The following is a 25,434-nucleotide window of genomic DNA, read 5'->3' as shown; positions in this document are numbered from 1 at the left end:
CATGTTCTAGTCTTCCAAAGACAAGCCCAATTATGTAAAAGGAAAGCATAGAAAAAAGCTAGGGGCTCTCCCCTAGCTTTTTCTATATTTATTACGATTATTTTGCTTGTTGGTAACGTTTTTCAGCAGCGTTCCAATCTACAACGTTCCAAAATGCGCCGATGTAGTCTGGACGACGGTTTTGGTAGTTTAAGTAGTAAGCGTGCTCCCAAACATCTAAACCGATAACTGGAGTTTTACCTTCAGTTAAAGGAGAATCTTGGTTTGGAGTGCTTGTTACTTCTAACTCACCATTGTTTACTACTAACCAAGCCCAACCAGAACCGAAGCGAGTTGCGCCAGCTTTTGCGAATTCTTCTTTGAATGCATCGAAGCTACCGAATTTCGCTTCAATTGCAGTTGCAAGTTCACCTACAGGTTGTCCTCCGCCGTTTGGAGATAAGATTGTCCAGAAGAATGTATGGTTAGCATGTCCGCCACCATTGTTACGTACTGCTGTACGGATCGCTTCTGGTACTTCGTTTAAGTTTGCAACTAATTCTTCTACGCTTTTGTCAGCTAATTCTGCATGACCTTCTAAAGCAGCGTTTAAGTTTGTAATATACGTGTTGTGATGTTTTGTATGATGGATGTTCATTGTTTCTTTGTCAAAGTGAGGCTCTAAAGCATCATACGCATAAGGTAAATTTGGTAATTCGTGTTTTGCCATTGTTATATTCCTCCCAGTTTATGTATTGCCACTTAAGTGACATACAACTTCATTCTACCCTAATTGCCATAGGGTGCAAACAAATAAATCACATTGTCTTGCTATCATTAAAGTAGCAAAATTCCCACTTCTTTTCAATTAAAATGCTCATATATTCCGTAAAAAAAGCTTCCTTCTACAAGGAAGCTTCCTGCTAACATAATAAACATGCGAAATGGATATGGACCCTGTAGGACTCGAACCTACGACCGGACGGTTATGAGCCGTCTGCTCTAACCAGCTGAGCTAAGGGTCCACAATTATGTATGTAACAACATATCAAATAAAGGAATTCCTATCGGATATGCCCTTTAAGAAAGGTAAGATAAATTTACCATATAGAAAAGAAAAGTGTCAATTGTATTTTTCTTATTTAAAAGAAGAAAGTTAATAAAAAGAAATTTAGTTATCTCCACTATATGTAAATATAATATATCTTGAGATTCTCTAGATTCCTACGTTACAATGATTTTATACATACATAAAGGAAGTGAATCTATGTCCATATTTACCCAATTCGTAAAAAGCATATACTCGCCTAAAGATATGGCGCTATTCCGTTTTCAAAAAATCGGTAAAACCATTTTGTATATTATGCTACTTTGCTTAATTACTACTATTCCAAGAACTTTTTTGTACGGTAGTTTTATCCAAGATGGTGTAGGCATGGTAAATCAAGTCATCGATAAAGATTTACCTGACTTTAAGATTGAAAATGGCGAACTAAAAGCCGATATTGATCAACCCATTGAAAAAGAAGAAGGAAATGCACTTTTCGTATTTGATCCAAATTCAACAGACCTAGAAAAATATCAAAATAAAACAGGTTTATTTGTTTTAAAAGATAAAGTAGTCTCTATGGGAAATGGTCAAACACAAACGTATTCTTATAACGATTTGTTAGGTGCATCTCTTGAGAAAAAAGATTTACAAGAATTTATTTCTTTATTTGATAATATTTATCCAATTTTATTATTCGTTATCGGATTCTTAGTGTACCTATTCCAATTATTCATCACTTTTGTAGGCGTGACTTTACTTGCGTTCATCGGTTCTGCTATGAGCGGTCAACGTAAACTATCCTATAAACAAGTTTGGACACTAACTGCATACAGCTACACAATCCCAACCATTTTCTTCATGATTATGGATTTATTCAAAATCGTCGTACCTGGGGCAACATTCATTTATATCGCTGTTGTTTTAATCGTTCTATACTTAACGATTAAAGAGGTACCCCAACCGAAAGAAAAATAAAAAAATGCCTAAATAGGCATTTTTTTTTTGGACAAGCATATATTCCTAGCAAAGGAGTGAAGAATATGAAGAGGTTAGGTATATTCCTATTCGTGCTTGTTCTCGGTTATGTATTTTATTACGATATAAAAATCGGTACTTTACCGATGTTAAGTTCATATAAAAAAACAACCGCTGCCCAAACGATTAAAAAAGAGAACGCAGACAACCAACAAAATAAAGAGAATAAAACAGAAAAAGAAACGGATACATCTTATAAAACAATTGAAGTAAAAACTGGTGAGACAGTTCTTTCTATTACAGAACAAATTAACAAGAAAAAAATTCCTTCCATAGAAAAAGTCATTGACGACTTTAAACTATTAAACAAAAGTACATCTGCTACAAAAATCCAAATTGGAAAGTCTTATAAATTCCCGTTATATCAATAAGCTATCACTTAATCCTTGTCAATTACATAAAGGCGCTGATACAATAGTAAAAGTGAAACCGAGCACTTCGGTTTCTATAGCCCTATATCACGTATACTATCATTGATATGAGGGACTAAATAAGAAACTTCTTTTATAAGGAGAGCGATCTATTCGTGAATGAAATGACTCATCGTACAAAAACACGTCCAGTTAAAGTCGGTAATTTAACAATCGGCGGTAATAATGAATTAATTATACAAAGTATGACAACAACAAAAACACATGATGTTGAAGCAACAGTTGCTGAAATCAAGCGTTTAGAAGAAGCCGGCTGTCAAGTCGTCCGCGTTGCCGTTCCAGATGAACGCGCAGCAGATGCTATTGCTGATATAAAAAAACAAATCAACATTCCACTTGTTGCTGATATTCATTTTGATTATCGCCTTGCTTTAAAAGCAATTGAAGGTGGCATTGATAAAGTACGTATCAATCCAGGTAATATTGGTCGTCGCCATAAAGTAGAAGCTGTTGTAAATGCAGCAAAAGAGCGCGGTATTCCAATCCGTATTGGTGTAAACGCCGGTTCATTAGAGCGTCACATTTTAGAAAAGTACGGGTACCCAACTGCAGATGGTATGGTTGAGAGCGCGCTACATCATATTAAAATTTTAGAGGACTTAGATTTCCACGATATTATCGTATCTATGAAAGCCTCTGATGTTAACTTAGCAATCGAAGCATACGAGAAAGCTGCTCGCGCTTTTGATTACCCATTACATTTAGGTATTACAGAATCTGGAACATTGTTTGCTGGAACTGTAAAAAGTGCCGCTGGTCTTGGAGCAATCTTAAGTAAAGGCATCGGAAATACACTACGTATTTCATTAAGTGCTGATCCAGTTGAAGAAGTAAAAGTTGCTCGTGAATTATTAAAATCATTCGGTCTTGCGTCTAACGCAGCGACACTTATCTCTTGTCCAACTTGTGGTCGTATTGAAATCGATTTAATTAGCATCGCTAACGAAGTGGAAGAATACATCTCTACACTTCAAGTACCAATTAAAGTTGCAGTACTTGGTTGCGCTGTAAATGGCCCTGGTGAAGCTCGTGAAGCTGATATCGGTATTGCTGGTGCACGTGGAGAGGGATTATTATTCCGTAAAGGGCAAGTCGTTCGTAAAGTACCAGAAGAAACAATGGTAGAAGAACTGAAAAAAGAAATCGACGTAATTGCTGCTGAAATGGCTGCTGAACGAGAAAAAGAAAAAGAGACACAAGAACAATAAAAAGAAGGTTGCCACAATATTTGTGAGCAACCTTCTTTTCTACGTAAAAAAGCTCGTCAGTTATATAACCGACGAGCTTTTACTTTGCACATTTTGGACAACGACCATATATTTCAAACTTATGACCCGTTACTTCATAACCAGTAAAATCTTTATTCATAAAATCCATTGGGCAGGAAGTAATCTCTTTCGTCCCCCCACAATCCAAACAAATAAAATGATGATGATGTTCCATAATAGAACAAGTAAAACGAAAATGTTTTTCACCATTTAATTCCGTTTGTTCTAAAACACCAATCTCAGCAAAAACTGTTAAGTTACGATAAATCGTATCAAAACTAAGCCCTGGATAGTCGTCTTTCATATGCTCTAAAACGTCTTTCGCAGTTAAATAACGATTATGTGCTGCAAATAATCTGAGCATCTCTTCTCTTTTTCCAGTATGTTTGTATCCTTTTTCTTTCATTAGGCGTAAAGCTTCCGTTAGATTCATACCTATCCCTACTTTATGCAGTTTTTTTCTTCTTCCATAAAATCGCACCGATTAAAATAAGAACTGCTATCATAACAATTGTACCACCTGGTGCTAGATCAAGTTGATACGAAGCAAACATTCCACCAATAACTGCAATTTCACCAAATAAAATGGAAAAGAAAATTGTTTGTTTAAATCCTTTAGCAATACGAATACTCGCTGCAACTGGCAACGTCATTAATGATGATACGAGAAGAACCCCTACTACACGCATTGATACTGCAATGACAAGAGCAACTAATATAATGAAAATAAAGTGAATCCATTTCGCTCTTAAACCAGTTGATACTGCGTATTCCTCATCAAATGATAGTAGAAACAGCTCTTTATATAATAAAATAATTGTCGCAACAACAACAATTGCTACAATCCCAATAATAATTAAATCCGTACTTGTTACAGCACTAACACTACCAAATAAATAACTAAATAAGTCTGTGTTAAATCCATTTGCAAGTGAAATAAAAATAACTCCAACTCCCATCCCTGCCGAAAGGATAATCGGAATTGCTAATTCTTGATAGTGCTTATATACAGTTCTTAACTTTTCGATTAGTAGCGCTCCACCAATTGAAAAAATCATCCCCATATATAAGGGGTTTAAAAATCCACCTGTAAAAATGGTTTTTTCAAGTAATAAACTTGCTGCAATACCTGATAACGTCACATGACTTAATGCATCCGCAATAAGAGATAAACGACGAATAACAACAAACACACCAATTAGCGGTGCAACAAGTCCAATTAAAATACCTGCGTATAAAGAATTACGTAAAAAGTCATATTGTAAAAAATCTTGTATCATTATATCCTCCCGTGATGCTCATGTTCGTGTTCTAAACGATGAACATGATGTCCATATAAGACCGACATTTCTGCATCTTCTAACTCTCGGAACTTCTCTACATTTCCATGGAAATGTAGATGTTGGTTTAGGCATGCAACATGTGTTACTTTTTCGGTAACAGCTCCCATATCATGAGTAACAAGAATTAATGTGATTCCCAATCTTTTGTTTAAATCCTCTAATATTTCGTAAAAACTTTCCACATTTTTTACATCAATTCCAACAGTAGGCTCGTCTAAAATAAGCAATTCAGGATCACTAACGAGCGCACGAGCAATAAATACACGCTGTTGCTGTCCACCAGAAAGCTCTCCAATGTTACGACCTTGAAACTCACTCATCCCTACATCAGCAATTGCTTTTTCTACCTTTTTCTTATCTTCTTTTGTGAAAAAGCGAAAAAGCCCTTTTTTCGAAACAAGTCCCATTGACACAACTTCAGAAACAGTTGCTGGAAAACCAGAATTGAAACTATTTGCCTTTTGGGATACATAACCAACTTTGTTCCATTCCTTAAACTTCTTACTATCAACGCCAAACACGCGAATGCTTCCTTCTTTTGGCTTTAAAACGCCTAATAAACACTTAAGTAAAGTTGATTTACCTGAACCATTCGGTCCCACTAAACCTAAAAAAGCTCCCTTCGGAACTTGCAAATTAATATTTTCTAACACATTCCGATCTTCGTATCGGAATGTTAAACCTTCAATCTCTAATATATTATTCATAGCATCTCACCTATTTTAATTCAGAATGATTCCGATTTATATCTATTTGAATTATAGTACAGCTTATTATAGTTGTAAACCAATCTGCCTAAAATATATCTATTTTTTCAAGAAACCTTACTATTATAACAAAAAGCAGAGAAAAATTCTCTGCTTTCGAAAAATATTCCTATAAATTTTTAGTGAATAGCCGATTTAAACTTACCACCATTTGTCTCTTGCGTGTTCATAATCGTCACAAACGCATTTTCATCAATTTCATGCACAATTGATTTTAACTTCGTCACTTCTAGACGCGTTACAACTGCATAAATAACTTCTTTTTCTTTATCCGTGTAACCACCTTTTGCTACCAGCTTTGTAGTTCCACGGCCAAGACGATGCAAAATCGCGTTTGATACTTCCTCGTATTGATCAGATACAATTAAAACCGCCTTCGTTTCATCTAGCCCTTGAATTACTGTATCGATCGTTTTAAATGCAATATAGTAGGTCATAACAGAATACATCGCTTGTTCCACACCAAACACAAATGCTGCCCATGCAAAAATAAATAAGTTCACAAACATTACGAATTCACCAACAGAGAACGGTAATTTCTTCGTTAATAAAATCCCCATAATTTCAGTTCCATCTAACGACCCACCATGACGAATTACAAGTCCTACACCAAGACCTAAAATAAGCCCACCAAACACTGTCGCTAAAATAGGTTCTGTTGTAAATGGTGGCACCGCATGTAACGTTGACTCAATGAAAGCTAACGCTACAATACCAAATGTCGAAGATAACATAAATGTTTTTCCAATTTGCTTATAACCCGAATACATAAATGGGATATTGAGAACAACGACTAAAGTAGAAAAACTTAACCACCAAATGTTAGGAGTAAGATAATCTAATATAAGAGAAATACCAATAATTCCACCATCAATAATTTTATTTGGCATTAAAAATAGTTCAATCGCTACCGCCGCGCATGCTGCTCCAAAAATAATCATAACTAAACGATAAATGAGATGAATAACACTTTCTTTTCGATGTTGCTTTTGCTCCATAGGTCCTCCCTTTACTCTTTTTCTGTAGTTTTGTCCTTATATTATAACATACGCTTCTTTTCCTCATGAAAAAAGAAACTCCATACGAATATGTACAAGCTATATGCTCATATATTTCGATAGAAGAACGCGTGAAGGAGGATAACAAGATGAACCTCATAAAACAAATTGTTAATAAAAAATTAAATCATATTTCTACAAAAGAGTTATTAAAATATAGCAAAGAATATGAAGTTTCTATTACGACTGCACAAGCTGACCAAATCGTTTTACTTATGAAAGGTAAAAATATTAATATTTACGATAACAACGAGCGACTAGAACTCTTAAAACAGATCGCAAGAGTAACTTCCCCTGCCACTGCCCAACAAGTAAATACATTATTTCAGCAACTACTAAAATAAGGAGGGGATTTCCCCTCCTTATTGTGCTTTAATTTTTTCAAGAATCCCTTCATCAAAATTACCGTTTTTCAGCATTTCGATTTCCAATTTGTATGGTGGTTTCTTATCTTTTTTATCTTCCCCTACATACGGTGTTTCAAGAATTTTTGGTACATGCATTAACTGTGGATGATGTACAACGTGATGCAATGCTTTATACCCAATGTGACCAAATCCAATATTTTCATGACGGTCTTTTCCTGCTCCGCGTACATTTTTACTATCGTTAATATGAAGTACTTGTAAACGATCTATACCAACGATCTTATCAAATTCGTTTAACACGCCGTCAAAGTCATTTACAATATCATATCCTGCATCGTGCGTATGGCACGTATCAAAGCATACAGATAGCTTTTCATTATATTTTACACCATCAATAATCTTTGCAATTTCTTCAAAGCTACGACCGCATTCTGTTCCTTTTCCTGCCATCGTCTCTAATGCAATGTTAACCGTCTGTTCTGGCGTTAATACTTCATTAAGCCCTTTAATAATTTGTTGAATACCAGCATCTGCTCCAGCACCAACGTGCGCTCCTGGGTGAAGAACAATTTGTTTCGCTACACCTAATGCCGATGTTCTTTCAATTTCCATACGAAGGAAGTCTACACCTAATTGGAATGTTTCTGGCTTTGTCGTATTCCCAACATTAATAATATACGGTGCATGGACGATAATCTCCTCAATTCCATTCAGCTCCATATGTTTTCTTCCTGCTTCTATGTTCAATTCTTCAATTGGTTTTCTTCGTGTATTTTGCGGTGCACCTGTATAAATCATAAACGTCGTTGCACCATATGAAACAGCCTCTTCACTTGCTGCTAATAACATTTTCTTACCACTCATGGAAACATGAGATCCAATCTTTAACATACAATCACCTCTTCAATATACAATAGATATAATGATAGCATAATTTGTAGAAATATGTAGTGAATTGTTTGTTCACAAAAGACGCACTACACAAATTTATTTGACTATTTAAACAGACTATACTCTTCATTTAAATTAGCGGGATTAAAAAAAGATAAGGGAAACCCCTTATCTTTTTTTATTGCTATATTTTCTCTTCACTTTGTCACGTTCTGTTGCAAGTTTACGTTTATAGTTTGGTTTTACTTTTTTCGGTTTTTTAATAACTTTCGTTGCCATAACATCAAGTTCGTCATTTGGTTTTTTACGGCTCTTACGACGACGACGCTCACCTAAATCCGCCCACTCATCTCCACGTAAATCTACATGTTTAAACTCGATATGACGTTGTTTTTCTAAGCTATCTAACGCTTCTTCGTTTGCTGGATCATAAATCGTCACTGCAATACCAGAATGCCCCGCACGTGCTGTTCTTCCAACGCGGTGAACGAAGAAATCTAAATCTGATGGTAGCTCATAGTTAATAACATGGCTAATCCCTTCAATATCAATACCACGTGCTGCTAAATCAGTCGCAACAATATATTGGAATTCAAGGTCACGAATTTGTTTCATCATTTTTTTACGATCACGTGGTGATAAATCCCCGTGAATTCGTCCAACTTTTAAGCCGCGTTCCATTAATCCATCAGCAACTTGATCCGCCATCTTTTTCGTATTCGTGAAAACAACTGCTAAATAAGGTTTAAATTGAAGTAGCATTTTATTCACTAAATCAATTTTATTACGATGTTTAGAAGGCACTAAATAGTGTTCAATGTTTCCAGCTGCAACTTGTTTTGGATTGATATGAATATGCTCTGGATTCTCCATATATTTCTTCAGAAACGGTTTTAGTTTTTGAGGAATTGTTGCAGAGAAAACTAGCATTTGCAAGTTTTTAGGCATACGTGCTGCAATTTTATCTACATCATGAATAAATCCCATATCAAGCATTAAGTCTGCTTCATCGACAATAATCGTATTTGCTTTATGAACAAATAATGCTTGTTCTTCAACTAAGTCTTTAATACGCCCTGGTGTCCCAACTACGATATGAGGTTGTTTTTTCAATTTTTCAATTGAACGTTGTTTATCAGTTCCACCAATTAAACAACGCGCTGTAATCATTTGATCTTCCGCACAGAATTTTGTTAATTTCACAATCTCTTCGTAAATTTGTTGTGCTAACTCACGAGTAGGTGCTGTAATAACAAGTTGTACTTCTTCACGGCTTGCATTAATTCTGTTTAATGTAGGAAGTAAGTATGCATGTGTTTTCCCAGAACCTGTTTGGGATTGCCCAATTACACTTACACCTTTTTTCACGACCGGGAAAATTTTCTGCTGAATTCCTGTCGGCTCTGTAAAGCGTAGTTCACGAACTGCATCTATTAAAAATGGTTTAAAATCATACTGTGTAAAAGTTTTTTGTGTCATAAGTTACACCTTCTTTCTAAAATTTCTACTGCGCGCACAAATCAGTCAAGTCTACATTATATCGAAATCTACAAGTAAAATCCATCTTTAGTTTAGGTTTTCACTTCAAAAACTAACCTTCTTCCCTTTTATTGCATATTGTATGTGTATATACCTAACTGAAGAAAGGAGGATTTCTCACATGTTTCCGAAATCCCCTACAAGGCAAATGTATCCGAATCAAGGACAACAACCTTATACACCATATCCCATTCCACAACTACCACCAATGGCGCAAAAAAAGAAAGGTTTTCTTGCTAAGCTTTTTAAAAAACACGATCCAACCGAGCCTTTTATGCAAATGGTTCCGCCTTACCGACAAATGGAAGGCCCACCGATGATGCATCAGCAACCACCGCCGCAGCAATATCAACAGCAATACCAGCAACAATATCCTCAGCAACATCCACAATATCAACCATACATGCAGCAACATCCTGAGCAAATGATACCGCCTCAAATGTATGAATCAAATGAAACGCGCGGCGGGGCAGCAACTACAACTGCAGCAAGCAGTGGCATCGGCAGTTTTTTTTCGAATTTAATTTCGAATCCAACTAATATGATAAATAACATCGAAAAAGTATCCCAAGTCGTTCAATCTGTAGGTCCTGTCGTCGAACAGTACGGTCCTATTATGCGTAGTCTACCAAGCATTGTTAAAATCCTCACCTCTGGAAAAAGTACGGAAGAAAATCAAACGGAAAATGTAACAGAGCCAGTTGAGGTAAAAAGTCCGCCTCCTACACCTCAAAAAAAGAAACGAAAACGAAAGAAAATAGTGATTGAACCTGTAATAGAAAAAGAGTTACCGAAAGAACCAGTTCAACAAACAGCAACAAAACCAAAACTATATGTGTAACAATCCTTTGTTTTCTATCCACTCCTCCTTTATAATGTAAAAGACTATGCACAAAAGTATCCCTTGTTTAGAAGGAGAGGATTACTCATATGAAAATTGTTAAAATTTCCCCTCGTGGTTATTGCTACGGTGTTGTCGATGCAATGGTAATTGCACGTAATGCCGCATTAGATAAATCATTGCCGAGACCCATTTATATTTTAGGTATGATTGTTCACAATAAACATGTTACAGACGCTTTTGAAGAAGATGGAATCATCACATTAGACGGTCCAAGTCGCTTAGAAATTTTAGATAAAATTGATTCTGGTACTGTTATTTTCACTGCACACGGTGTTTCTCCAGAAGTTAAACAACGCGCAAAAGAAAAAGGTTTAACAACAATCGATGCCACTTGTCCAGATGTTACCAAGACGCATGACCTTATCGAAGCTAAGAAAGCGGAAGGGTATCATGTCATTTATATCGGTAAAAAAAATCATCCAGAGCCAGAAGGCGCAGTCGGTATTGCACCTGACATCGTTCACCTTATCGAAAGAGCCGATGATTTAAAAACATTAGAAATCCCAACAGATAAAATTTTAGTAACGAATCAAACAACAATGAGTCAATGGGATGTTCAACATTTGATGGAGGACATTCAAAAAAAATTCCCAACAGCAGAATTCCATAAAGAAATTTGTTTAGCAACCCAAGTTCGCCAAGAAGCTGTCGCTAAACAAGCTGATGTTGCAGACTTAACAATTGTTGTTGGTGATCCGAAAAGTAATAATTCAAATCGCTTAGCACAAGTATCACAAGAAATCGCAGGTACAAAAGCATATCGAGTTGCTGATGTAAGCGAAATCCAATTAGAGTGGCTACAAGGTGTAGAAAACGTAGCTGTTACAGCAGGTGCTTCTACTCCAACTCCAATTACAAAAGAAGTTATCGCTTTCTTAGATCAATATGACCCAATGAATCCCGCTACATGGGAGAGAGTTCGAAAAGTACCGTTACAAAAAATATTACCTCGTGTAAAAGTGAAAAAAGAACAATAATAAAAACCGTTGCCTATATGAGCAACGGTTTTTATTTTTCTTATACAAATGTAAATGGATCTGTATGTAATTGCGAAGCATGAATGTGTACATTGAGTTTCTTTGCATCCACTTTTTCTTGTAATTGCTTTTGCACACCTTGCTTCATTACTTTTTCAACGTTATGTCCTGGGTCAACTATATTTAAACCGAGCATCATCGCATCATGAGCAACATGATAATACATGTCACCTGTTACATATACATCCGCTCCTTTAAATTTAGCTTGATTGATGTATTTGTTACCATCACCACCAAGTACAGCTACTTTGCGCACTTTATCATCTAATTTCCCAACAACTCGTGCACCCTTTACATCTAATGATTGCTTTACATGTTCTGCAAACTGTCCAAGTGTCATTTCTTCTTTTAAGTATCCTATTTTCCCAAGCCCTAATGTTTCGCCTTTGTTATCAAGTGGATACACATCATACGCTACTTCTTCATATGGATGTGCCGTTACCATCGCTTTAATCACTTTTCGTTGTAGTGAAACTGGAATAATCGTTTCGATTCGCACTTCTTCTACGCGCTCTAACTGTCCAGTTTCCCCTACATAAGGATTTGTCCCCTCTTGAGGTACAAACGTACCTGTACCCTCGCTACTAAACGTACAGTGGCTATAATTGCCGATATGACCAGCACCTGCGTCTCCTAATGCTTTTCGTACTTCTTCTGCATGAGTTACTGGCACAAACACAACAACTTTTTTCATTTCTTCCGCATATGTTGGTGCTAGAACTTCTGTATTTTGCAACCCTAACGCCTCAGCAAGTAAATCATTTACTCCGCCCTTGGCAACATCCACATTTGTATGCGCTGCATAAATGGCAATATCATTTTTAATACACGTTTCAATAATTCTTCCGTACGCTTTATCTGTATGAATCGCTTTTAACGGATTAAAAATTAAAGGATGATGCGCGATAATGACATTCGCTCCTAATTGAATCGCTTCCTCCACAACTTCCTTCGTTACATCTAACGCAATCAATACGTGTTGTACAGATTTATTAAGCGCTCCAATCTGCAGACCAATTTTATCTCCTTCCATCGCCAAATGCTTCGGATACATACTTTCAAATAAAGAAATAATTTCATGGCCGTTTGGAATTTTACTCATGATAAAATCTCCCCTATCATTTTCATTTTCGCTTCTACTTCTGCACGTTTCGCTTTTGTTTCTTCAGAATTAGCCGCACGTTCTAACTGTTTTAAAATATTTTGGAAGTTTTTCAATTCCCCTTCCCATTTCTCACCAAAAGCTTCATTTTTCTCTTTTATTAGAAATGGCCCCATAAACAATCCCGCTTGTTTATTTTCCGAGTAAGGTGCTTCGACATTTCCTCGCTCTCCTACTAAAATCTCGTAAATTTTCCCATCTTCTTTTACGATTTTTTCATGGATAAGCTCCCAACCATTTTCAACAAACCATTCACGAATATGATGTGCTGCAATATTCGGCTGTAAAATTAAACGTGTTACACCTTCTAATTTTTCTTTACCACTTTCTAAAATGTCACGAATTAACGCTCCGCCCATTCCAGCAACCGTAATAACATCTACTTCTCCTGGCGCGATAACAGCTAATCCATTCCCTTTACGTACATCTACTTTATCTTGTAAGCCACTTTCAGCTACAGTTGCTTGTGCAGAACGAAATGGTCCATCTACAACTTCTCCTGCAACTGCTTTTGTAGCAATATTATTTATAATTGTATAACACGGTAAATACGCATGATCCGATCCAATATCAGCAACTGTAGATCCTACTGGTATTTCACGCACAACTTCTTCTAATCGTTTTGAAAGCTTTACTTCATTCATGTATTTCCATTACTCCTTCTCTTGTCAGTCTGTCTCCATGATAATGAATTTATAGTAGTTGTTGCAAGCCCATAACAACAATTCACTTCTATATCATTCATCGTATTTTAGAAAATATAGAAAAACAAGCCCTTTGCATAAGCAAAAGGCTTGTCATACGGGACTTTATTTTTTCTTCGATAACCAATCAGCTACTTTAGTGGCTTGATCAGCTGGAACTATATTGGCAGGCATATTGCCCTTTCCTTTCGAAAGAATTTCTTTAATTTCATCCTTTGAAAGTTTCCCACCAATTTTTTGTAAGTTAGGTCCTACCGCCCCTTGTAACTGATCACCGTGGCAGCTCGTACAGCTTTGCTTCACAATATCCTCTGGTTTTGATGCTGTTTGTGCTGGCTTCCCGCCATTTTTTGCATCAGCTAACTCTTTAGATTTATTTAGCCCCTGAAATGAAAATACAAACATAACGATAATACCTAATGCTGCAATAAGAGCGAACGGAATCAGCGGATTACGTTTCATATCTCTTCTCCCCCCTCTATACCCCTAAATAGTTAGATGATTCAGTCATTTCCATTGTACTTGAAAACGCTCTATCAGAAAAGAGTAAACTACTAGTTGTTAAAAATATTCCATAAATTCAGTTTATTGTTTTTTATTGTCATATAGCTTATTATTTCGATAATTATTAACGTTTCTCATCATATTTTTCGCTTTTCTACATATATTTTTGTATAGAATAAACAAAATTAATCGAAAAATCGAAAAATGAGCATTTGCAAATCAAAAGACAATTCTGTAAAATAAATTACAAGAAATTGTAATCGTTGCCGATAGCTAAATTTTAACAAAAATTAACAAAATAAAAAAGTTTACTTCACAAAGGTGAAGTAAACTTAAAAAATAACCTATTCTAAGAAATCCTTAAGACGCTTACTACGACTTGGATGTCTTAATTTGCGAAGTGCTTTTGCTTCAATTTGACGGATACGCTCTCTCGTTACGCCGAATACTTTCCCAACTTCTTCAAGCGTACGAGTTCGTCCATCATCTAAACCGAAACGAAGACGCAGAACATTTTCTTCACGATCTGTTAGTGTATCTAACACATCTTCTAATTGTTCTTTTAGCAATTCATAGGCTGCATGGTCCGCAGGCGATGTTGCTTCTTGGTCTTCAATAAAGTCACCTAAATGGGAGTCATCTTCTTCACCAATTGGTGTTTCAAGAGAAACTGGCTCCTGTGCAATTTTTAAGATTTCACGTACTTTTTCTGGAGCAAGATCCATTTCTTCACCAATCTCTTCAGGAGACGGTTCGCGACCTAAATCTTGTAATAATTGACGTTGTACACGAATTAACTTATTAATCGTTTCAACCATATGAACTGGAATACGAATTGTTCGCGCTTGGTCTGCAATGGCACGTGTAATAGCTTGGCGAATCCACCAAGTTGCATACGTACTAAATTTGAAACCTTTACGATAATCGAACTTTTCAACAGCTTTAATTAGACCCATATTACCTTCTTGAATTAAGTCTAAGAAAAGCATACCACGGCCTACGTAGCGCTTTGCAATACTTACTACAAGACGTAAGTTTGCTTCTGCAAGACGACGTTTCGCTTCTTCATCGCCTTCTTCAATACGCGTTGCAAGTCGAATTTCTTCTTCTGCAGATAGTAGGTCTACACGACCAATTTCTTTTAAATACATACGAACAGGATCGTTGATTTTAACCCCAGGTGGTACACTTAAATCATTGAGGTCAAACTCTTCTTCTGTTTTTGTAATTTGGCGATTATTAGGGCCTTCTTCGTTGTCATTATCACCAACTAAGTCAATGCCTTGTTCACCTAAATATTCATAGTATTCATCCATTTGATCGGATTCAATTTCAAATCCATTCATGCGTTCTGCAATCTCTTCATATGTAAGAACGCCACGTTTTTTTCCGAGCTCAGTGAGTTGCTCTTTCACTTGCTCAAGGGTCATTTCAGTTTCAATTTGTTTAGAACGAGCTGGTTTGTCAGCCATCTGTTCCCCTCCTTACGCGAGATACAAACATTCATTATACTAAAACTTTATCAAAAAAGCTATTTTCTCGCTTTTTGATTTTGTAAATATGCTACATAATATTTAGCAGCCTCTACAGGATCTGTTTTTTCCATTTGTTTCACTTTAAAGATGATCTCCATCTTTTCAAGTTTTTCCTGATGCCGTCTAAGCGTCTCCAAATGGCCTTGCAACACTTCTTCTGTGTATTCTGGATTAATAAATTCATCCGTCGAAATATCAGTGATAATATTTTTCAACTTTTCATCAGAGAGCCAACTTAAAAATGTTCCGACTGAAGGTTCATTTCCCTTTTCATAATATGCGTATAGTTCATATAAAATCCCTTTATGTTCTTCTGTATGAAAATCTTCTATATGGGATTCCATACGAACAGCTACTTCTGCACTTTGCAACATATGGTAAATAATTTCTCTTTCCGCTCTTTCAAAACCTGTTAACTTCGGTTTTGTTTGAACGACTTGAGACGGTTTAGCAACCTGCTTTATTTGTTTTTGCTGTACCTTTTGTTCTTTGCGATATTGGTGCAATTGATTCAAAAGTGTTTCCATTGAATACGAAAATTCTTGCGATAATGACTTCAAATATGACTCTGCCTGCATCGCATCTTGTAACAACGATAACTCTTTTAAAACACTTTTCACATATTCTTCTTTGCCAGACTCATCTTGCAAATTTTTCCCTAAACGCAAATAATTTATTTTAAAACCAACAAAACTCACACTTGATTTCACAAGATTTTCAAAAGCGGTAGTCCCATATTGTTGCACATATTCATCAGGATCAAGCTTATCTGGCAAGGATGTGACTTTCACTTGGCAACCAACTTTTAGCAATAATTGCCCTGCTTTCATCGTCGCTTCTCGCCCTGCTTTATCACCATCATAGCAAAGAACAACAGTTTCAACGTTACGTCGCAGAAGTTTTGCTTGTTCTTCAGTTAAAGCCGTTCCCATTGTCGCAACGGCTTCTTCCACGCCACTTTTTACCGCAGCTAGTACATCGGCATATCCTTCAAAAAGAACCACTTGCCCACGCTTTCTAATAAACGGTCTTGCTTGGTGGAAGTTATACAACAATTTACTTTTGTGAAAAATCGGCGTTTCCGGGCTATTTAAATATTTTGGAGTGTCATCTCCTAACGCCCTTCCACTAAACGCTATCACCTTACCTTGTAACGTATAGATCGGGAACATAACTCTTCCACGGAAGCGATCGTAATGACTACCATCCTTCTCACTTCTTATTAGAAGGCCAGCTTGTTCCATACTAGACAGCGATAAACCTCTTTTTTGTAAAATTTTCGTCGCTGCATCCCAAGCAGGTGATGCATAACCAATTTCAAACTTCTCAATCATCTCTTTCGTAATACCACGGTTTAATAAATATGAAAGTGCTTCATTTCCCTCTTCCGTATTTACTAATAAATGATGATAATACTTTTTCAATAATTCATGAGCTTGTTGCATGATGACAGTGTCATCAGATATGTCTTCTTGTTGTCCTTGCCCTGATGTGTACTCTGCAACCGCAATTCCATTTCTTTCGCCTAGCTTTTGAACAGCCTCGGTAAAAGCCAGTCCTTCCATTTTCATTAGAAATGAAAATACATTTCCGCCTTCTCCACATCCGAAGCAATGAAAAATTTGCTTATCAGATGAAACAGAGAATGAAGGAGAATTCTCACCATGAAATGGACAAAGGCCGAAATAGTTACGCCCCTGTTTTCTAAGTTGAACGTATTCACCAATTACTTCTACAATATCGGATGATGTCCGAATCTGTTCAACAACTTCTTCGGGAATTCTGTTCCCCATAACTCCATCTCCGTGTCGTATTTTGTATTCGATATAAATTAAAAAATTCCTTTATAATTCGACAATATTTTTCTAAACTTGTTAGAAAGTGTTGCCGATTACATTGTATAAACGGTTTTGAACCTTTCCTATAGGTCCTTTATCTGCATAAATCGCAGATACATACCTGCTATATAAAATTGTATACATTTGCTCATCTGTTACAAATGTACCTCTTAGAAACAATACATATACACCTTTTTACAAGAACAGTAGCAAGTCACATATACTGTTTGATCTTGAGATCTGTAGCTTTTTCATGTTGATCCATATAACAATCAACTCCATTTTGTTCAGTATCTACAAAGATCCAATTGCCTTGCTATTTCCTTAAAGGATGAGCATATGATGCGACAAACAAAATTCCGACATGAAATTCCGCTCCAACTTGCACAATTTCATTCTTCACGGGACATGCATCTATACCAACTAATATGTTGTTGATGTTTTGCATATTTCTGTATTCTACATCCCTTCTGTGAATCCTTCCATAATGTGCGTTTTCTTGTATAGATTTTGTCGATTTAACGTAATTACATGTCTTTTTCGTAAATCCTATCCCTAGTTTATTCTGAAAAATTAAAGTCTAAACGTAAAATATAGGTTTTTATCACAATTTTTTATTATAATATATTTTCTTCAACTACGCTACATATCCCTTTATTTTTTCATCTTACATTTCAGGATGACAAACTCACACCTTGAATATACTAAAAGACAAAGGAGTATAAGTATAACCATTACACTACAATCTATTACAAAATCCATAGATATCATATTTCACCAGAGCGAAAAAAGCACATTCACCTTTGGTAAATGTGCTAAAACATTTTTTGGTTTTGCACTGCATTCACAATAATATTTGCTGTTTCTTCAATCGCTTTATTGGATACATCGATTACTTGGCAATTTATTTTACTAATTACTTCCTCAAAGTGATCAATTTCTTCTTGAATACGATTAATATTTGCATACGTTGCTCCATCACTTAATCCAAGTGATTTTAATCGTTCTTTTCGAATATGATTTAACTTATCTGGCGTAATTTTCAAACCGAAACATTTTTCTTTTGCCACTTGATATAGTTCTTCAGGTGGGTCAACTTCTGGTACGAGTGGTACATTCGCAACTTTCAAGCGTTTGTTATGAGCTAAATATTGAGAAAGTGGTGTTTTTGATGTACGCGAAACACCAATCAACACGATATCTGCTTTTAAAATACCTCTTGCATCTCTGCCGTCATCATACTTCACAGCAAACTCAATCGCTTCAATTTTTTTAAAGTATTCTTCATCTAACCTACGGACAACACCTGGCTCATACCTCGGCACTTGCCCCGTAATTTCTTCAATTTGATCAATAAGAGGGCCGATAATATCGTATGCCTCTACCCCTTCTCTTGCAGCCTCCGTCACTAAATACTGGCGCATATCAGGCTTAACTAACGTAAAACATATAAGTGCTTGATTACTCTTAGCAATCGAAATCACTTCTTTTAATGTCCCTGTATCTTCTACATACGGTACACGTCTAATATCAGGAGCAAACGGGAATTGCCCCATTGCTGCTCGAACAACCAAATCAGCCGTTTCCCCTACAGAGTCAGATACGACATATACGATTTTATTATCCATTACATTACCTCACTTTAAACAAATTACACTTATTCGTTATTTACTAAATTTACAAACGCACGTGTAATATTTGTTTTTGTAATTCGCCCAATCACTTCTAAACCTTGTTTCGTATCTTTTACAACTGGCATTGCATCAATCTGTCTTTCTATTAATTCCATCGCAATATCATATAAAGAATCCTCTCTACGACACATCGCAATGTTTGGCATCCTTGTCATGATAATATTAACCGGAAGAGAGGTTAAATCCTGCTTTCCTAAGCTCGCTCTTAATAAATCTTTACGAGACACAACCCCAACTAATAGAGTCATCTGATCTACAACGAACAATGTACCAACGTCCTCTAAAAACATCGTACAAATTGCATCGTATACGGAAACATTTTTATCAATTACAACCGGTCTAGATTGATAATCTTGTACTTTAATTTTCTTAACAGCTTCAGATAATAGCTGTCCCCCAGTTTTACCCGTATAAAAATAACCTACACGTGGACGTGCTTCTAAATAACCAGCCATCGTTAAAATTGCTAAGTCTGGTCTTAGCGTCGCACGTGTTAGACCCAATTGCGCTGCAATTGATTCCCCTGTAATAGGACCGTGATCTTTTACAATCTGAATGATATGTTCTTGCCGTTTATTCAGCTCTATGATAATCACCACCTTTAATGCACAACGAAAAAAGTTATACTATCTCTTAAATATTATATACTAAATATGCTATCCGAAAAAGAAAGTATGTAAAAAGGACCGTATACGGCCCAAAATTATATTTGAAACTTATCAAGTTGTTCTAAGAAACGTCTTGATTTCAAATAAATTCCGCAATATTCATCATAATATGTATTCAATACTAAGCGCATTTGTTTTTTTGTGCTATCCTTTACCGATACATTTCCGAGCCTATGTAAATCGAAATGGAAGAAAAGACGTAATAATTTATGAACAGCTTCTCCTACCGGTATACGATATGGGTCTTGCTCTGCATGACGTGAGCACAGAAAACCGCCTTCCCTGACGGAGAAGGCGACAAAGTCTGTTTCTTGATGACAAATCGCACATGTATCAAAGTACGGGCGCATCCCTAATACCGGAAGCATTTTCGTTTGATAAATTAATGATAATACTTCTGAATCAACACCCTCACACATATAATGCAACGTTTGATATAACATTTCAAATAAATACGGATTATGTTTTTTATCTTCTGTTGCTTTATCAGTTAACTCAACAATAAATGATGCATAAGCAGTTAAAAATATATCCTCGCGAATTTCTTTCATAGTTGAAATAATCTCGCCTTGTTGCAATGTTCCAAGCCCTGATCCCATTTGAATAAGAAAATGGCCATGTGTCATTAATTGCGACACAGATGCTAACCGGCTTTTCGGTTTTTTTGCCCCTCTTGCCATTGCACTTATCTTACCAAGTTCTCTTGAGAATATTGTAACAATCTTGTTCGTTTCTCCGTAATCTGTCGTACGGATAACGATGCCCTCAACTTTTTGAAACATGTTCGTCACCATCCAAGGTTTGAACAAAACGGGTCAAGAAATTGGAGAGTCTAGATGCGCTAGCTCCTCTTCATGTTGATCCATCTCATCGTTTACGTCTTTTTCCATTTCTTTCAAAAGCAAGTACGTTTCAATGCTTCCTGTTTTGGAGAAAAACTTCCAGGTAAAATCTAGCATAAGAATCCACCTTTCTCAATAAGCGTAGCCTATAAACCAATTTCCTTTGTTGTTATTAAATTGACCCATTTTGTCCATTTTCATGTGAGAAAAATTTTTCCTAATTTATCAAAGTTCATAAAAACCAATAATCAGCGGATGAACAAACCATCCACTGATTACAGCTTTACTATATTTTAATACTCGTCTTCACGGAAACCAAGGTCTCGAAGCTGTGACAGCTTGTTACGCCAATCTTTTTGCACTTTTACCCATACTTCTAAAAATACTTTAGAACCAAGTAGCGCTTCAATATCAAAACGAGCTCGCTTACCAACTTCTTTTAACATTTTCCCTTGTTTTCCGATGATGATTCCTTTTTGCGATGCACGTTCAACAACAATCGTTGCATTTATATAAACTGCGCCGCCCTCACGCTTTTGAATCGCATCGATAACAACAGCCACAGAATGCGGCACTTCTTCACGTGTTAAATGTAGTACTTTCTCACGAATAAGCTCCGCAATAATAAATCTCTCCGGATGATCCGTTACTTGATTATCTGGATAGTATTGTGGTCCTTCTGGTAAATACTTTTTAATTGTTCCAATTAAAGCATCCACATTATTACCGTCTAACGCAGAAATTGGTACAATCTCTGCAAACTCATGTAGTTTACGATATTGATCAATTAACTCTAGTAATTGTTCTGGATGAAGTTGGTCAATTTTATTAATTACTAAAAATACTGGTTGTTTCGTTTCTTTTAATTTCTCAATGATGAATTCCTCACCACGACCAAATCCTTCAACTGCATTGACCATAAACAGAACAATATCAACTTCTTTCAATGTCGTTTGAGCCATCTTTACCATGAAGTCGCCTAATTTATGTTTAGGTTTATGTATTCCTGGTGTATCAATGAAAATAACTTGTGAATCATTTTCTGTATATACACCTTGAATTTTATTACGAGTCGTTTGTGGCTTATCACTCATAATAGCAATTTTCTGGCCGATAATACGGTTTAAAAATGTAGATTTTCCAACATTCGGTCTGCCAATAATAGAGACAAAACCTGATTTATAACCTTTTCTATTCATGTAAATCCTCCGCTAAAAATGCTCCTGGTAACAATTCTCCGACTGTCGTCTCTTGAACGTCACCATGTAAATTTGATAAGTATACTTTCGTATCCTGTTTACATAATTCTACCATAACTTGTCGACATGCTCCACAAGGAGGTACTGGACGCTTTGTATCTGCTACAACCGCAATGGCTACAAATTCTTTATCTCCTTCAGAAACCGCCTTAAATAAAGCTGTTCTTTCAGCACAATTACATAAGCCATATGATGCATTCTCAACATTACATCCACGATATACTTTTCCATCGCTCGTTAATAATGCTGCACCTACTTGAAATTTAGAATATGGTACGTACGCTTGTTTACGCGCTTCGATTGCTTCTAAAATTAATTGTTTACTATTCATATTCCCGCATCCTTCCTGTTCACAGCTATGAAGAGATACACTCTCTCATTAAAGGCCCTTACGGCACTTCCAAAGCTTAATAAAAACTTCGGAATGCAACTATACCATATACGGTAAAAAGATAATAGCACCAATTATAACAGCTATAATTGCAAACAATAAAACCGCTCCTGCTGCAACATCCTTTGCAATTTTTGCAAACGGATGAATATCAGCAGTCGCTAAATCTACTGTTTTTTCTACAGCCGTATTTACCATTTCTAAACTCATTACACTCCCTATTACAATAAGTAATATCATCCACTCTATTTTCGTAATATGGAAATAAAAGCCGCAGCATATAACAATGACTGCGGCTAAATAATGAATTTTCATATTTCGTTCATGACGAAGACAAAAGAACATACCAGCTATAGCATATCCAAAACTATCTATAAGTTTTCCTTTTTTCATCGTCCTAATCCAAAAGCTTCTAAAATTTCTTTTTGTCTTCCGAACATTTCTTTTTCTTCTTCTTCTGTCATGTGATCATAACCAAGCAAATGTAAAAAGCCATGTAACGCCAAAAATCCAAGTTCACGATCGAAAGAATGGCCGTACTCTTCAGCCTGCTCTTTCGCCCTTGGAATAGAGATAATAAGATCACCTAACATGCGCGGCATCTCTGCACCAACAATCTCCATTTCCCCTTCTCCCATCTCTTCCATGGCAAAGGATATTACATCTGTAGGTTGATCTTTATCTCGGTAATCACGATTAATTTCTCTAATGCGCTCATTATCTACAAATGTCACCGATACCTCCGCGCCATCCTCGATATTTTCCATTTGAGCTGCCTTTTCTAACACTTCACGAATTAAACTCATATACGCTTCTTTTACTTCTTCTGTTTCATCAATAAAATCAATTAACAAACTCATTCTTTCTCCTTTTCTTCCGGAATTTCCGGATATGTAATACGCGAATGGAAAATACCATTTAACGTTTCACATAACGTTTTCCCAACGATTTGTAGTTCCTTAAACGTCAAATCACATTCACTAAATTGACCGTCTTGCAATCGATCTTTAATAATGCTTTGCACTAAATTATTAATTTGTTCTGGCGTTGGGTGATTCATAGAACGTACCGCAGCTTCTACACTATCAGCAATACCAACAATTGCCGATTCCTTCGAAGTTGCTTTTGAACCCGGATAACGGAACATCTCTTCTGTATATTTTTCTTTATCTTCTTTAATCGCTTTATAATAAAAATATTTCAGTAACGTTGTACCGTGATGTTGCCCCGCGATATCAATAATTTCTTGTGGAATATGATATTCTTCGAGCATTCTTACTCCATCCGTTACGTGAGCAATTATAATATCTTTACTCGTTACAGGATCTAATTTATCATGCGGGTTTTCAATCCCCATTTGGTTTTCAATAAAGAATTGTGGTTGTACTGTTTTTCCTACATCATGATAATATGCCCCTACACGCGCTAATACACCATTTGCCCCGACTGCTTCGCAAGCAGCTTCAGAAAGATTCGCTACCATTACACTATGATGATATGTCCCTGGCGCTTCTAACAAAATTCTGCGTAAAAGCGGATGATTTGGACTTGATAGTTCCATAAGCTTCATACTTGATACGATTCCAAGTCCACTTTCTAAATATGGTAAAATCCCCATAGCCAAAACGGATGATATAATCCCTGAAAGTGAAGCCATTAATAATTGCGTACCAATTTCAAGAGGCGAAAAATTCCCATTACGTAATAATAAGAGCGCCGCCAATACGACTACATTTAATACAGAAACGAGTATACCAGCTTGTAAAATCATTGTACGACGATTTTTTTCTCTCAAGAAAATACTAACCGATAATGAACTTAACAATACGTAAATCCCTACACTATAATTTAATGTACTCGTTACTCCTTCATTAAACATAATACTTCCGCATACAGAAAAAATCATACTCGTTAAAAAGACAAATCGATCACCAATCATTAATTTCACAAGTATTGTTCCCATCGCAACCGGGACAACATATGCAATCCCTGCATATTCAAGTTTTTGAAACAAACTAATGATTTTCATTAAAACGATTGTGATAGACAAAATTGTGATATACGCTAAAACATACGGTCTATCTTCTCTTTTTCTCTTTAAAAATAATTCAAATTGTTTATGCATAAAGTATAGTAACACACCAATGAGTACCGCTAATCCAACATAAGGTTGAAAACCGTTCCCTTTTTCTAACAAGCCAACTAATTTCAACTGATTATACACATCACTTGAAATTGTTTCACCTTCTCTAACGAGAACTTGTCCTTGAAGAATATAAACAGGTGGAACTAAATCTTCCTCTGCTTTTCTCTTCTCTTTCGTTAAGATCGGGTCATAAAAATAATTCGCTGAAATTGCATATCTTCCTAGCGCCTTAATTGACTCTTTTAAACCATTATCAACATTAACACTATTCATCTCACTTACATATCGTTCTTTCGCATCTTTCAATTCGTCCATTTTAATGTGCTCAGTCATGATACTATTAATCGCTGTGACCGCAGCATCTTTCGCTAATACTAATTGGCTCGAATCTGCATTAATCAAATTTAGTAAGTTTGAATCAGATAATTCTTTCGTTAAGTCAGCGGGTAGTTTCTTTTTTAACTTGTCCACTTTCTCAGCATCAGTCATCTTTTTTTGATCATCCGGTCCAACAGCTTTAATCTCTTGCACCACTTCATCCACTTTAGCAAAGACGTCATTCACAATATCAACTTTATTTTGTTTATACTCACTTTTATATGTATATTGATCTTCAACTTTTGTAGAGGCTTCTTTTTTCTTTTTATCCGTTGTAACTTTATCTTCAATTTTTATAGGAGAATGGATTGTCTTTTTCGCAATAGAATACATGTTAACATCTAATTGCTCTGGTTTTACATTATTCATAAGCGCAAAAAACAGCACTGCTCCTAATACAACGTAAGAAATCCAACTTAGTTTTTTCGAATGTTGTAAATTACGAAACCACTTAGAAATTTCTTGAGATCTTGACATGATTTCAATACCTTCTCCTCTCCAGAAATAAAGTGAAACTATTTATAGCTTTCATTTCTTCTACCCAACGATACTTTGAGGTAACATTTTATACACCAGTACCTATAGTTTATTTTCCTTATCTTTCATGATAGTAAAAAATATGCCGTTCGCCAACCTTATCAT

Annotated in this window: 28 protein-coding genes and 1 tRNA gene; 6 read left to right on the top strand and 23 right to left on the bottom strand. The window is 36.0% G+C overall.

Annotation, left to right across the window (positions count from 1 at the left end; genetic code table 11):
* Window positions 1–97: 97 nt before the first annotated feature.
* Both sodA and ASE54_RS30500 read right to left on the bottom strand, forming a co-directional pair.
* The gene (gene sodA, locus ASE54_RS30505; RefSeq protein ID WP_001052032.1) at window positions 98–709 is read right to left on the bottom strand and encodes a superoxide dismutase [Mn]; all 612 of its coding nucleotides are present in this window, start codon (window positions 707–709) and stop codon (window positions 98–100) included.
* Between the two features lie 221 nt (window positions 710–930).
* Window positions 931–1,004: transfer RNA gene (locus ASE54_RS30500), tRNA-Ile, on the bottom strand.
* A gap of 242 nt (window positions 1,005–1,246) precedes the next feature.
* Here ASE54_RS30500 and yqgB point away from each other — a divergent pair.
* The 3 genes from yqgB to ispG all read left to right on the top strand — a co-directional run bounded on the left by yqgB (window position 1,247) and on the right by ispG (window position 3,704).
* A complete protein-coding gene (yqgB, locus tag ASE54_RS30495) occupies window positions 1,247–2,005 on the top strand; it encodes a protein YqgB (RefSeq protein WP_000021895.1) in 759 nt (252 codons plus the stop codon).
* A gap of 65 nt (window positions 2,006–2,070) precedes the next feature.
* A complete protein-coding gene (yqfZ, locus tag ASE54_RS30490; protein WP_000825419.1) occupies window positions 2,071–2,436 on the top strand; it encodes a protein YqfZ in 366 nt (121 codons plus the stop codon).
* 164 nt (window positions 2,437–2,600) lie between these two features.
* Window positions 2,601–3,704, top strand: coding sequence for a flavodoxin-dependent (E)-4-hydroxy-3-methylbut-2-enyl-diphosphate synthase (gene ispG / locus ASE54_RS30485; RefSeq protein ID WP_153578351.1), 1,104 nt, complete (start codon window positions 2,601–2,603; stop codon window positions 3,702–3,704).
* Between the two features lie 79 nt (window positions 3,705–3,783).
* Here ispG and ASE54_RS30480 read toward each other — a convergent pair whose 3' ends face one another.
* From ASE54_RS30480 to ASE54_RS30465, 4 genes are all read right to left on the bottom strand, one after another.
* Window positions 3,784–4,197 carry a Fur family transcriptional regulator gene (locus ASE54_RS30480; protein WP_001054516.1) on the bottom strand — a complete coding sequence of 138 codons (414 nt, stop codon included), beginning with the start codon at window positions 4,195–4,197 and terminating at the stop codon, window positions 3,784–3,786.
* A gap of 13 nt (window positions 4,198–4,210) precedes the next feature.
* The gene (locus tag ASE54_RS30475; RefSeq protein WP_000613815.1) at window positions 4,211–5,044 is read right to left on the bottom strand and encodes a metal ABC transporter permease; all 834 of its coding nucleotides are present in this window, start codon (window positions 5,042–5,044) and stop codon (window positions 4,211–4,213) included.
* Window positions 5,044–5,814, bottom strand: coding sequence for a metal ABC transporter ATP-binding protein (locus ASE54_RS30470; protein WP_001059662.1), 771 nt, complete (start codon window positions 5,812–5,814; stop codon window positions 5,044–5,046). The genes ASE54_RS30475 and ASE54_RS30470 overlap by 1 nt, the downstream gene beginning before the upstream one ends.
* A 179-nt stretch (window positions 5,815–5,993) precedes the next feature.
* Window positions 5,994–6,872: a YitT family protein gene (locus ASE54_RS30465; RefSeq protein ID WP_000435962.1), complete on the bottom strand. Its 879-nt coding sequence runs from the start codon at window positions 6,870–6,872 to the stop codon at window positions 5,994–5,996.
* Window positions 6,873–7,021: 149 nt separating this feature from the next.
* On the opposite strand from ASE54_RS30465, the gene ASE54_RS30460 reads away from it, so the two are divergent.
* On the top strand, window positions 7,022–7,276 hold the full coding sequence (locus ASE54_RS30460) for a DUF2624 domain-containing protein (protein ID WP_001048959.1): 255 nt from the start codon (window positions 7,022–7,024) through the stop codon (window positions 7,274–7,276).
* An 18-nt stretch (window positions 7,277–7,294) separates the two neighbouring features.
* Here ASE54_RS30460 and ASE54_RS30455 read toward each other — a convergent pair whose 3' ends face one another.
* Window positions 7,295–8,191, bottom strand: a complete 897-nt coding sequence (locus tag ASE54_RS30455; protein ID WP_000912461.1) for a deoxyribonuclease IV — start codon at window positions 8,189–8,191, stop codon at window positions 7,295–7,297.
* A gap of 168 nt (window positions 8,192–8,359) precedes the next feature.
* Entirely contained in the window at window positions 8,360–9,670 is a 1,311-nt protein-coding gene (locus ASE54_RS30450; protein WP_000192443.1) for a DEAD/DEAH box helicase, read from the bottom strand.
* A gap of 181 nt (window positions 9,671–9,851) precedes the next feature.
* Here ASE54_RS30450 and ASE54_RS30445 point away from each other — a divergent pair, with 181 nt between their 5' ends.
* Window positions 9,852–10,571: a YqfQ family protein gene (locus ASE54_RS30445; RefSeq protein ID WP_000484175.1), complete on the top strand. Its 720-nt coding sequence runs from the start codon at window positions 9,852–9,854 to the stop codon at window positions 10,569–10,571.
* 89 nt (window positions 10,572–10,660) lie between these two features.
* Window positions 10,661–11,611, top strand: a complete 951-nt coding sequence (locus ASE54_RS30440; protein ID WP_000706658.1) for a 4-hydroxy-3-methylbut-2-enyl diphosphate reductase — start codon at window positions 10,661–10,663, stop codon at window positions 11,609–11,611.
* Between the two features lie 40 nt (window positions 11,612–11,651).
* On the opposite strand, the gene ASE54_RS30435 is transcribed toward ASE54_RS30440, so the two are convergent.
* From ASE54_RS30435 to ASE54_RS30375, 15 genes are all read right to left on the bottom strand, one after another.
* Window positions 11,652–12,773, bottom strand: a complete 1,122-nt coding sequence (locus ASE54_RS30435) for a Nif3-like dinuclear metal center hexameric protein (RefSeq protein WP_000036249.1) — start codon at window positions 12,771–12,773, stop codon at window positions 11,652–11,654.
* Window positions 12,770–13,477, bottom strand: coding sequence for a tRNA (adenine(22)-N(1))-methyltransferase TrmK (locus ASE54_RS30430; RefSeq protein WP_001006546.1), 708 nt, complete (start codon window positions 13,475–13,477; stop codon window positions 12,770–12,772). Before ASE54_RS30430 ends, ASE54_RS30435 begins: the two co-directional genes overlap by 4 nt.
* A 165-nt stretch (window positions 13,478–13,642) precedes the next feature.
* On the bottom strand, window positions 13,643–13,999 hold the full coding sequence (gene cccA / locus ASE54_RS30425) for a cytochrome c550 (RefSeq protein ID WP_000828142.1): 357 nt from the start codon (window positions 13,997–13,999) through the stop codon (window positions 13,643–13,645).
* A 386-nt stretch (window positions 14,000–14,385) separates the two neighbouring features.
* Window positions 14,386–15,513, bottom strand: coding sequence for an RNA polymerase sigma factor RpoD (rpoD, locus tag ASE54_RS30420; RefSeq protein ID WP_000764066.1), 1,128 nt, complete (start codon window positions 15,511–15,513; stop codon window positions 14,386–14,388).
* Between the two features lie 59 nt (window positions 15,514–15,572).
* On the bottom strand, window positions 15,573–17,369 hold the full coding sequence (gene dnaG / locus ASE54_RS30415) for a DNA primase (protein WP_000528221.1): 1,797 nt from the start codon (window positions 17,367–17,369) through the stop codon (window positions 15,573–15,575).
* A gap of 81 nt (window positions 17,370–17,450) precedes the next feature.
* Window positions 17,451–17,594 carry a hypothetical protein gene (locus ASE54_RS36615; RefSeq protein ID WP_000479749.1) on the bottom strand — a complete coding sequence of 48 codons (144 nt, stop codon included), beginning with the start codon at window positions 17,592–17,594 and terminating at the stop codon, window positions 17,451–17,453.
* 635 nt (window positions 17,595–18,229) lie between these two features.
* A complete protein-coding gene (locus ASE54_RS30410; RefSeq protein ID WP_000368949.1) occupies window positions 18,230–19,042 on the bottom strand; it encodes a pyruvate, water dikinase regulatory protein in 813 nt (270 codons plus the stop codon).
* A 29-nt stretch (window positions 19,043–19,071) separates the two neighbouring features.
* Entirely contained in the window at window positions 19,072–19,704 is a 633-nt protein-coding gene (locus ASE54_RS30405) for a helix-turn-helix transcriptional regulator (protein ID WP_000583756.1), read from the bottom strand.
* Between the two features lie 107 nt (window positions 19,705–19,811).
* Entirely contained in the window at window positions 19,812–20,558 is a 747-nt protein-coding gene (recO, locus tag ASE54_RS30400; RefSeq protein WP_000487007.1) for a DNA repair protein RecO, read from the bottom strand.
* Window positions 20,559–20,591: 33 nt separating this feature from the next.
* A complete protein-coding gene (locus ASE54_RS35420) occupies window positions 20,592–20,735 on the bottom strand; it encodes a YqzL family protein (RefSeq protein ID WP_000883924.1) in 144 nt (47 codons plus the stop codon).
* Window positions 20,736–20,911: 176 nt separating this feature from the next.
* On the bottom strand, window positions 20,912–21,817 hold the full coding sequence (gene era / locus ASE54_RS30395) for a GTPase Era (protein WP_001080236.1): 906 nt from the start codon (window positions 21,815–21,817) through the stop codon (window positions 20,912–20,914).
* The gene (locus ASE54_RS30390) at window positions 21,810–22,208 is read right to left on the bottom strand and encodes a cytidine deaminase (protein ID WP_001086287.1); all 399 of its coding nucleotides are present in this window, start codon (window positions 22,206–22,208) and stop codon (window positions 21,810–21,812) included. Before ASE54_RS30390 ends, era begins: the two co-directional genes overlap by 8 nt.
* Before the next feature lie 99 nt (window positions 22,209–22,307).
* Entirely contained in the window at window positions 22,308–22,661 is a 354-nt protein-coding gene (locus ASE54_RS30385; protein WP_000715475.1) for a diacylglycerol kinase family protein, read from the bottom strand.
* The gene (gene ybeY, locus ASE54_RS30380) at window positions 22,658–23,128 is read right to left on the bottom strand and encodes an rRNA maturation RNase YbeY (RefSeq protein WP_000054680.1); all 471 of its coding nucleotides are present in this window, start codon (window positions 23,126–23,128) and stop codon (window positions 22,658–22,660) included. Before ybeY ends, ASE54_RS30385 begins: the two co-directional genes overlap by 4 nt.
* A complete protein-coding gene (locus tag ASE54_RS30375) occupies window positions 23,125–25,269 on the bottom strand; it encodes an HD family phosphohydrolase (RefSeq protein WP_000091515.1) in 2,145 nt (714 codons plus the stop codon). The genes ybeY and ASE54_RS30375 overlap by 4 nt, the downstream gene beginning before the upstream one ends.
* Window positions 25,270–25,434: the final 165 nt, after the last annotated feature.

The organism is Bacillus sp. Root131 (assembly GCF_001429475.1).
GTDB lineage: Bacteria > Bacillota > Bacilli > Bacillales > Bacillaceae_G > Bacillus_A > Bacillus_A thuringiensis_S.
The sequence above is the reverse complement of the archived record's forward strand: the minus strand, read 5'-3'. Positions and strand labels throughout refer to the sequence as shown.

What these genes read in the sequence shown, in the direction of transcription:
- rpoD (WP_000764066.1), bottom strand. Translation starts at nt 15,513, where the DNA reads ATGGCTGACAAACCAGCTCGTTCTAAACAAATTGAAACTGAAATGACC.
- ASE54_RS30440 (WP_000706658.1), top strand. Translation starts at nt 10,661, where the DNA reads ATGAAAATTGTTAAAATTTCCCCTCGTGGTTATTGCTACGGTGTTGTC.
- ASE54_RS30385 (WP_000715475.1), bottom strand. Translation starts at nt 22,661, where the DNA reads ATGAAAAAAGGAAAACTTATAGATAGTTTTGGATATGCTATAGCTGGT.
- ASE54_RS30460 (WP_001048959.1), top strand. Translation starts at nt 7,022, where the DNA reads ATGAACCTCATAAAACAAATTGTTAATAAAAAATTAAATCATATTTCT.
- yqgB (WP_000021895.1), top strand. Translation starts at nt 1,247, where the DNA reads ATGTCCATATTTACCCAATTCGTAAAAAGCATATACTCGCCTAAAGAT.
- ASE54_RS35420 (WP_000883924.1), bottom strand. Translation starts at nt 20,735, where the DNA reads ATGCTAGATTTTACCTGGAAGTTTTTCTCCAAAACAGGAAGCATTGAA.
- cccA (WP_000828142.1), bottom strand. Translation starts at nt 13,999, where the DNA reads ATGAAACGTAATCCGCTGATTCCGTTCGCTCTTATTGCAGCATTAGGT.
- ybeY (WP_000054680.1), bottom strand. Translation starts at nt 23,128, where the DNA reads ATGAGTTTGTTAATTGATTTTATTGATGAAACAGAAGAAGTAAAAGAA.
- ispG (WP_153578351.1), top strand. Translation starts at nt 2,601, where the DNA reads ATGACTCATCGTACAAAAACACGTCCAGTTAAAGTCGGTAATTTAACA.
- ASE54_RS30430 (WP_001006546.1), bottom strand. Translation starts at nt 13,477, where the DNA reads ATGAATGAAGTAAAGCTTTCAAAACGATTAGAAGAAGTTGTGCGTGAA.
- yqfZ (WP_000825419.1), top strand. Translation starts at nt 2,071, where the DNA reads ATGAAGAGGTTAGGTATATTCCTATTCGTGCTTGTTCTCGGTTATGTA.
- ASE54_RS30465 (WP_000435962.1), bottom strand. Translation starts at nt 6,872, where the DNA reads ATGGAGCAAAAGCAACATCGAAAAGAAAGTGTTATTCATCTCATTTAT.
- recO (WP_000487007.1), bottom strand. Translation starts at nt 20,558, where the DNA reads ATGTTTCAAAAAGTTGAGGGCATCGTTATCCGTACGACAGATTACGGA.
- dnaG (WP_000528221.1), bottom strand. Translation starts at nt 17,369, where the DNA reads ATGGGGAACAGAATTCCCGAAGAAGTTGTTGAACAGATTCGGACATCA.
- era (WP_001080236.1), bottom strand. Translation starts at nt 21,817, where the DNA reads ATGAATAGAAAAGGTTATAAATCAGGTTTTGTCTCTATTATTGGCAGA.
- ASE54_RS30410 (WP_000368949.1), bottom strand. Translation starts at nt 19,042, where the DNA reads ATGGATAATAAAATCGTATATGTCGTATCTGACTCTGTAGGGGAAACG.
- ASE54_RS30375 (WP_000091515.1), bottom strand. Translation starts at nt 25,269, where the DNA reads ATGTCAAGATCTCAAGAAATTTCTAAGTGGTTTCGTAATTTACAACAT.
- ASE54_RS30450 (WP_000192443.1), bottom strand. Translation starts at nt 9,670, where the DNA reads ATGACACAAAAAACTTTTACACAGTATGATTTTAAACCATTTTTAATA.
- ASE54_RS30390 (WP_001086287.1), bottom strand. Translation starts at nt 22,208, where the DNA reads ATGAATAGTAAACAATTAATTTTAGAAGCAATCGAAGCGCGTAAACAA.
- ASE54_RS30475 (WP_000613815.1), bottom strand. Translation starts at nt 5,044, where the DNA reads ATGATACAAGATTTTTTACAATATGACTTTTTACGTAATTCTTTATAC.
- ASE54_RS30455 (WP_000912461.1), bottom strand. Translation starts at nt 8,191, where the DNA reads ATGTTAAAGATTGGATCTCATGTTTCCATGAGTGGTAAGAAAATGTTA.
- ASE54_RS30470 (WP_001059662.1), bottom strand. Translation starts at nt 5,814, where the DNA reads ATGAATAATATATTAGAGATTGAAGGTTTAACATTCCGATACGAAGAT.
- ASE54_RS30480 (WP_001054516.1), bottom strand. Translation starts at nt 4,197, where the DNA reads ATGAATCTAACGGAAGCTTTACGCCTAATGAAAGAAAAAGGATACAAA.
- ASE54_RS30435 (WP_000036249.1), bottom strand. Translation starts at nt 12,773, where the DNA reads ATGAGTAAAATTCCAAACGGCCATGAAATTATTTCTTTATTTGAAAGT.
- ASE54_RS30445 (WP_000484175.1), top strand. Translation starts at nt 9,852, where the DNA reads ATGTTTCCGAAATCCCCTACAAGGCAAATGTATCCGAATCAAGGACAA.
- sodA (WP_001052032.1), bottom strand. Translation starts at nt 709, where the DNA reads ATGGCAAAACACGAATTACCAAATTTACCTTATGCGTATGATGCTTTA.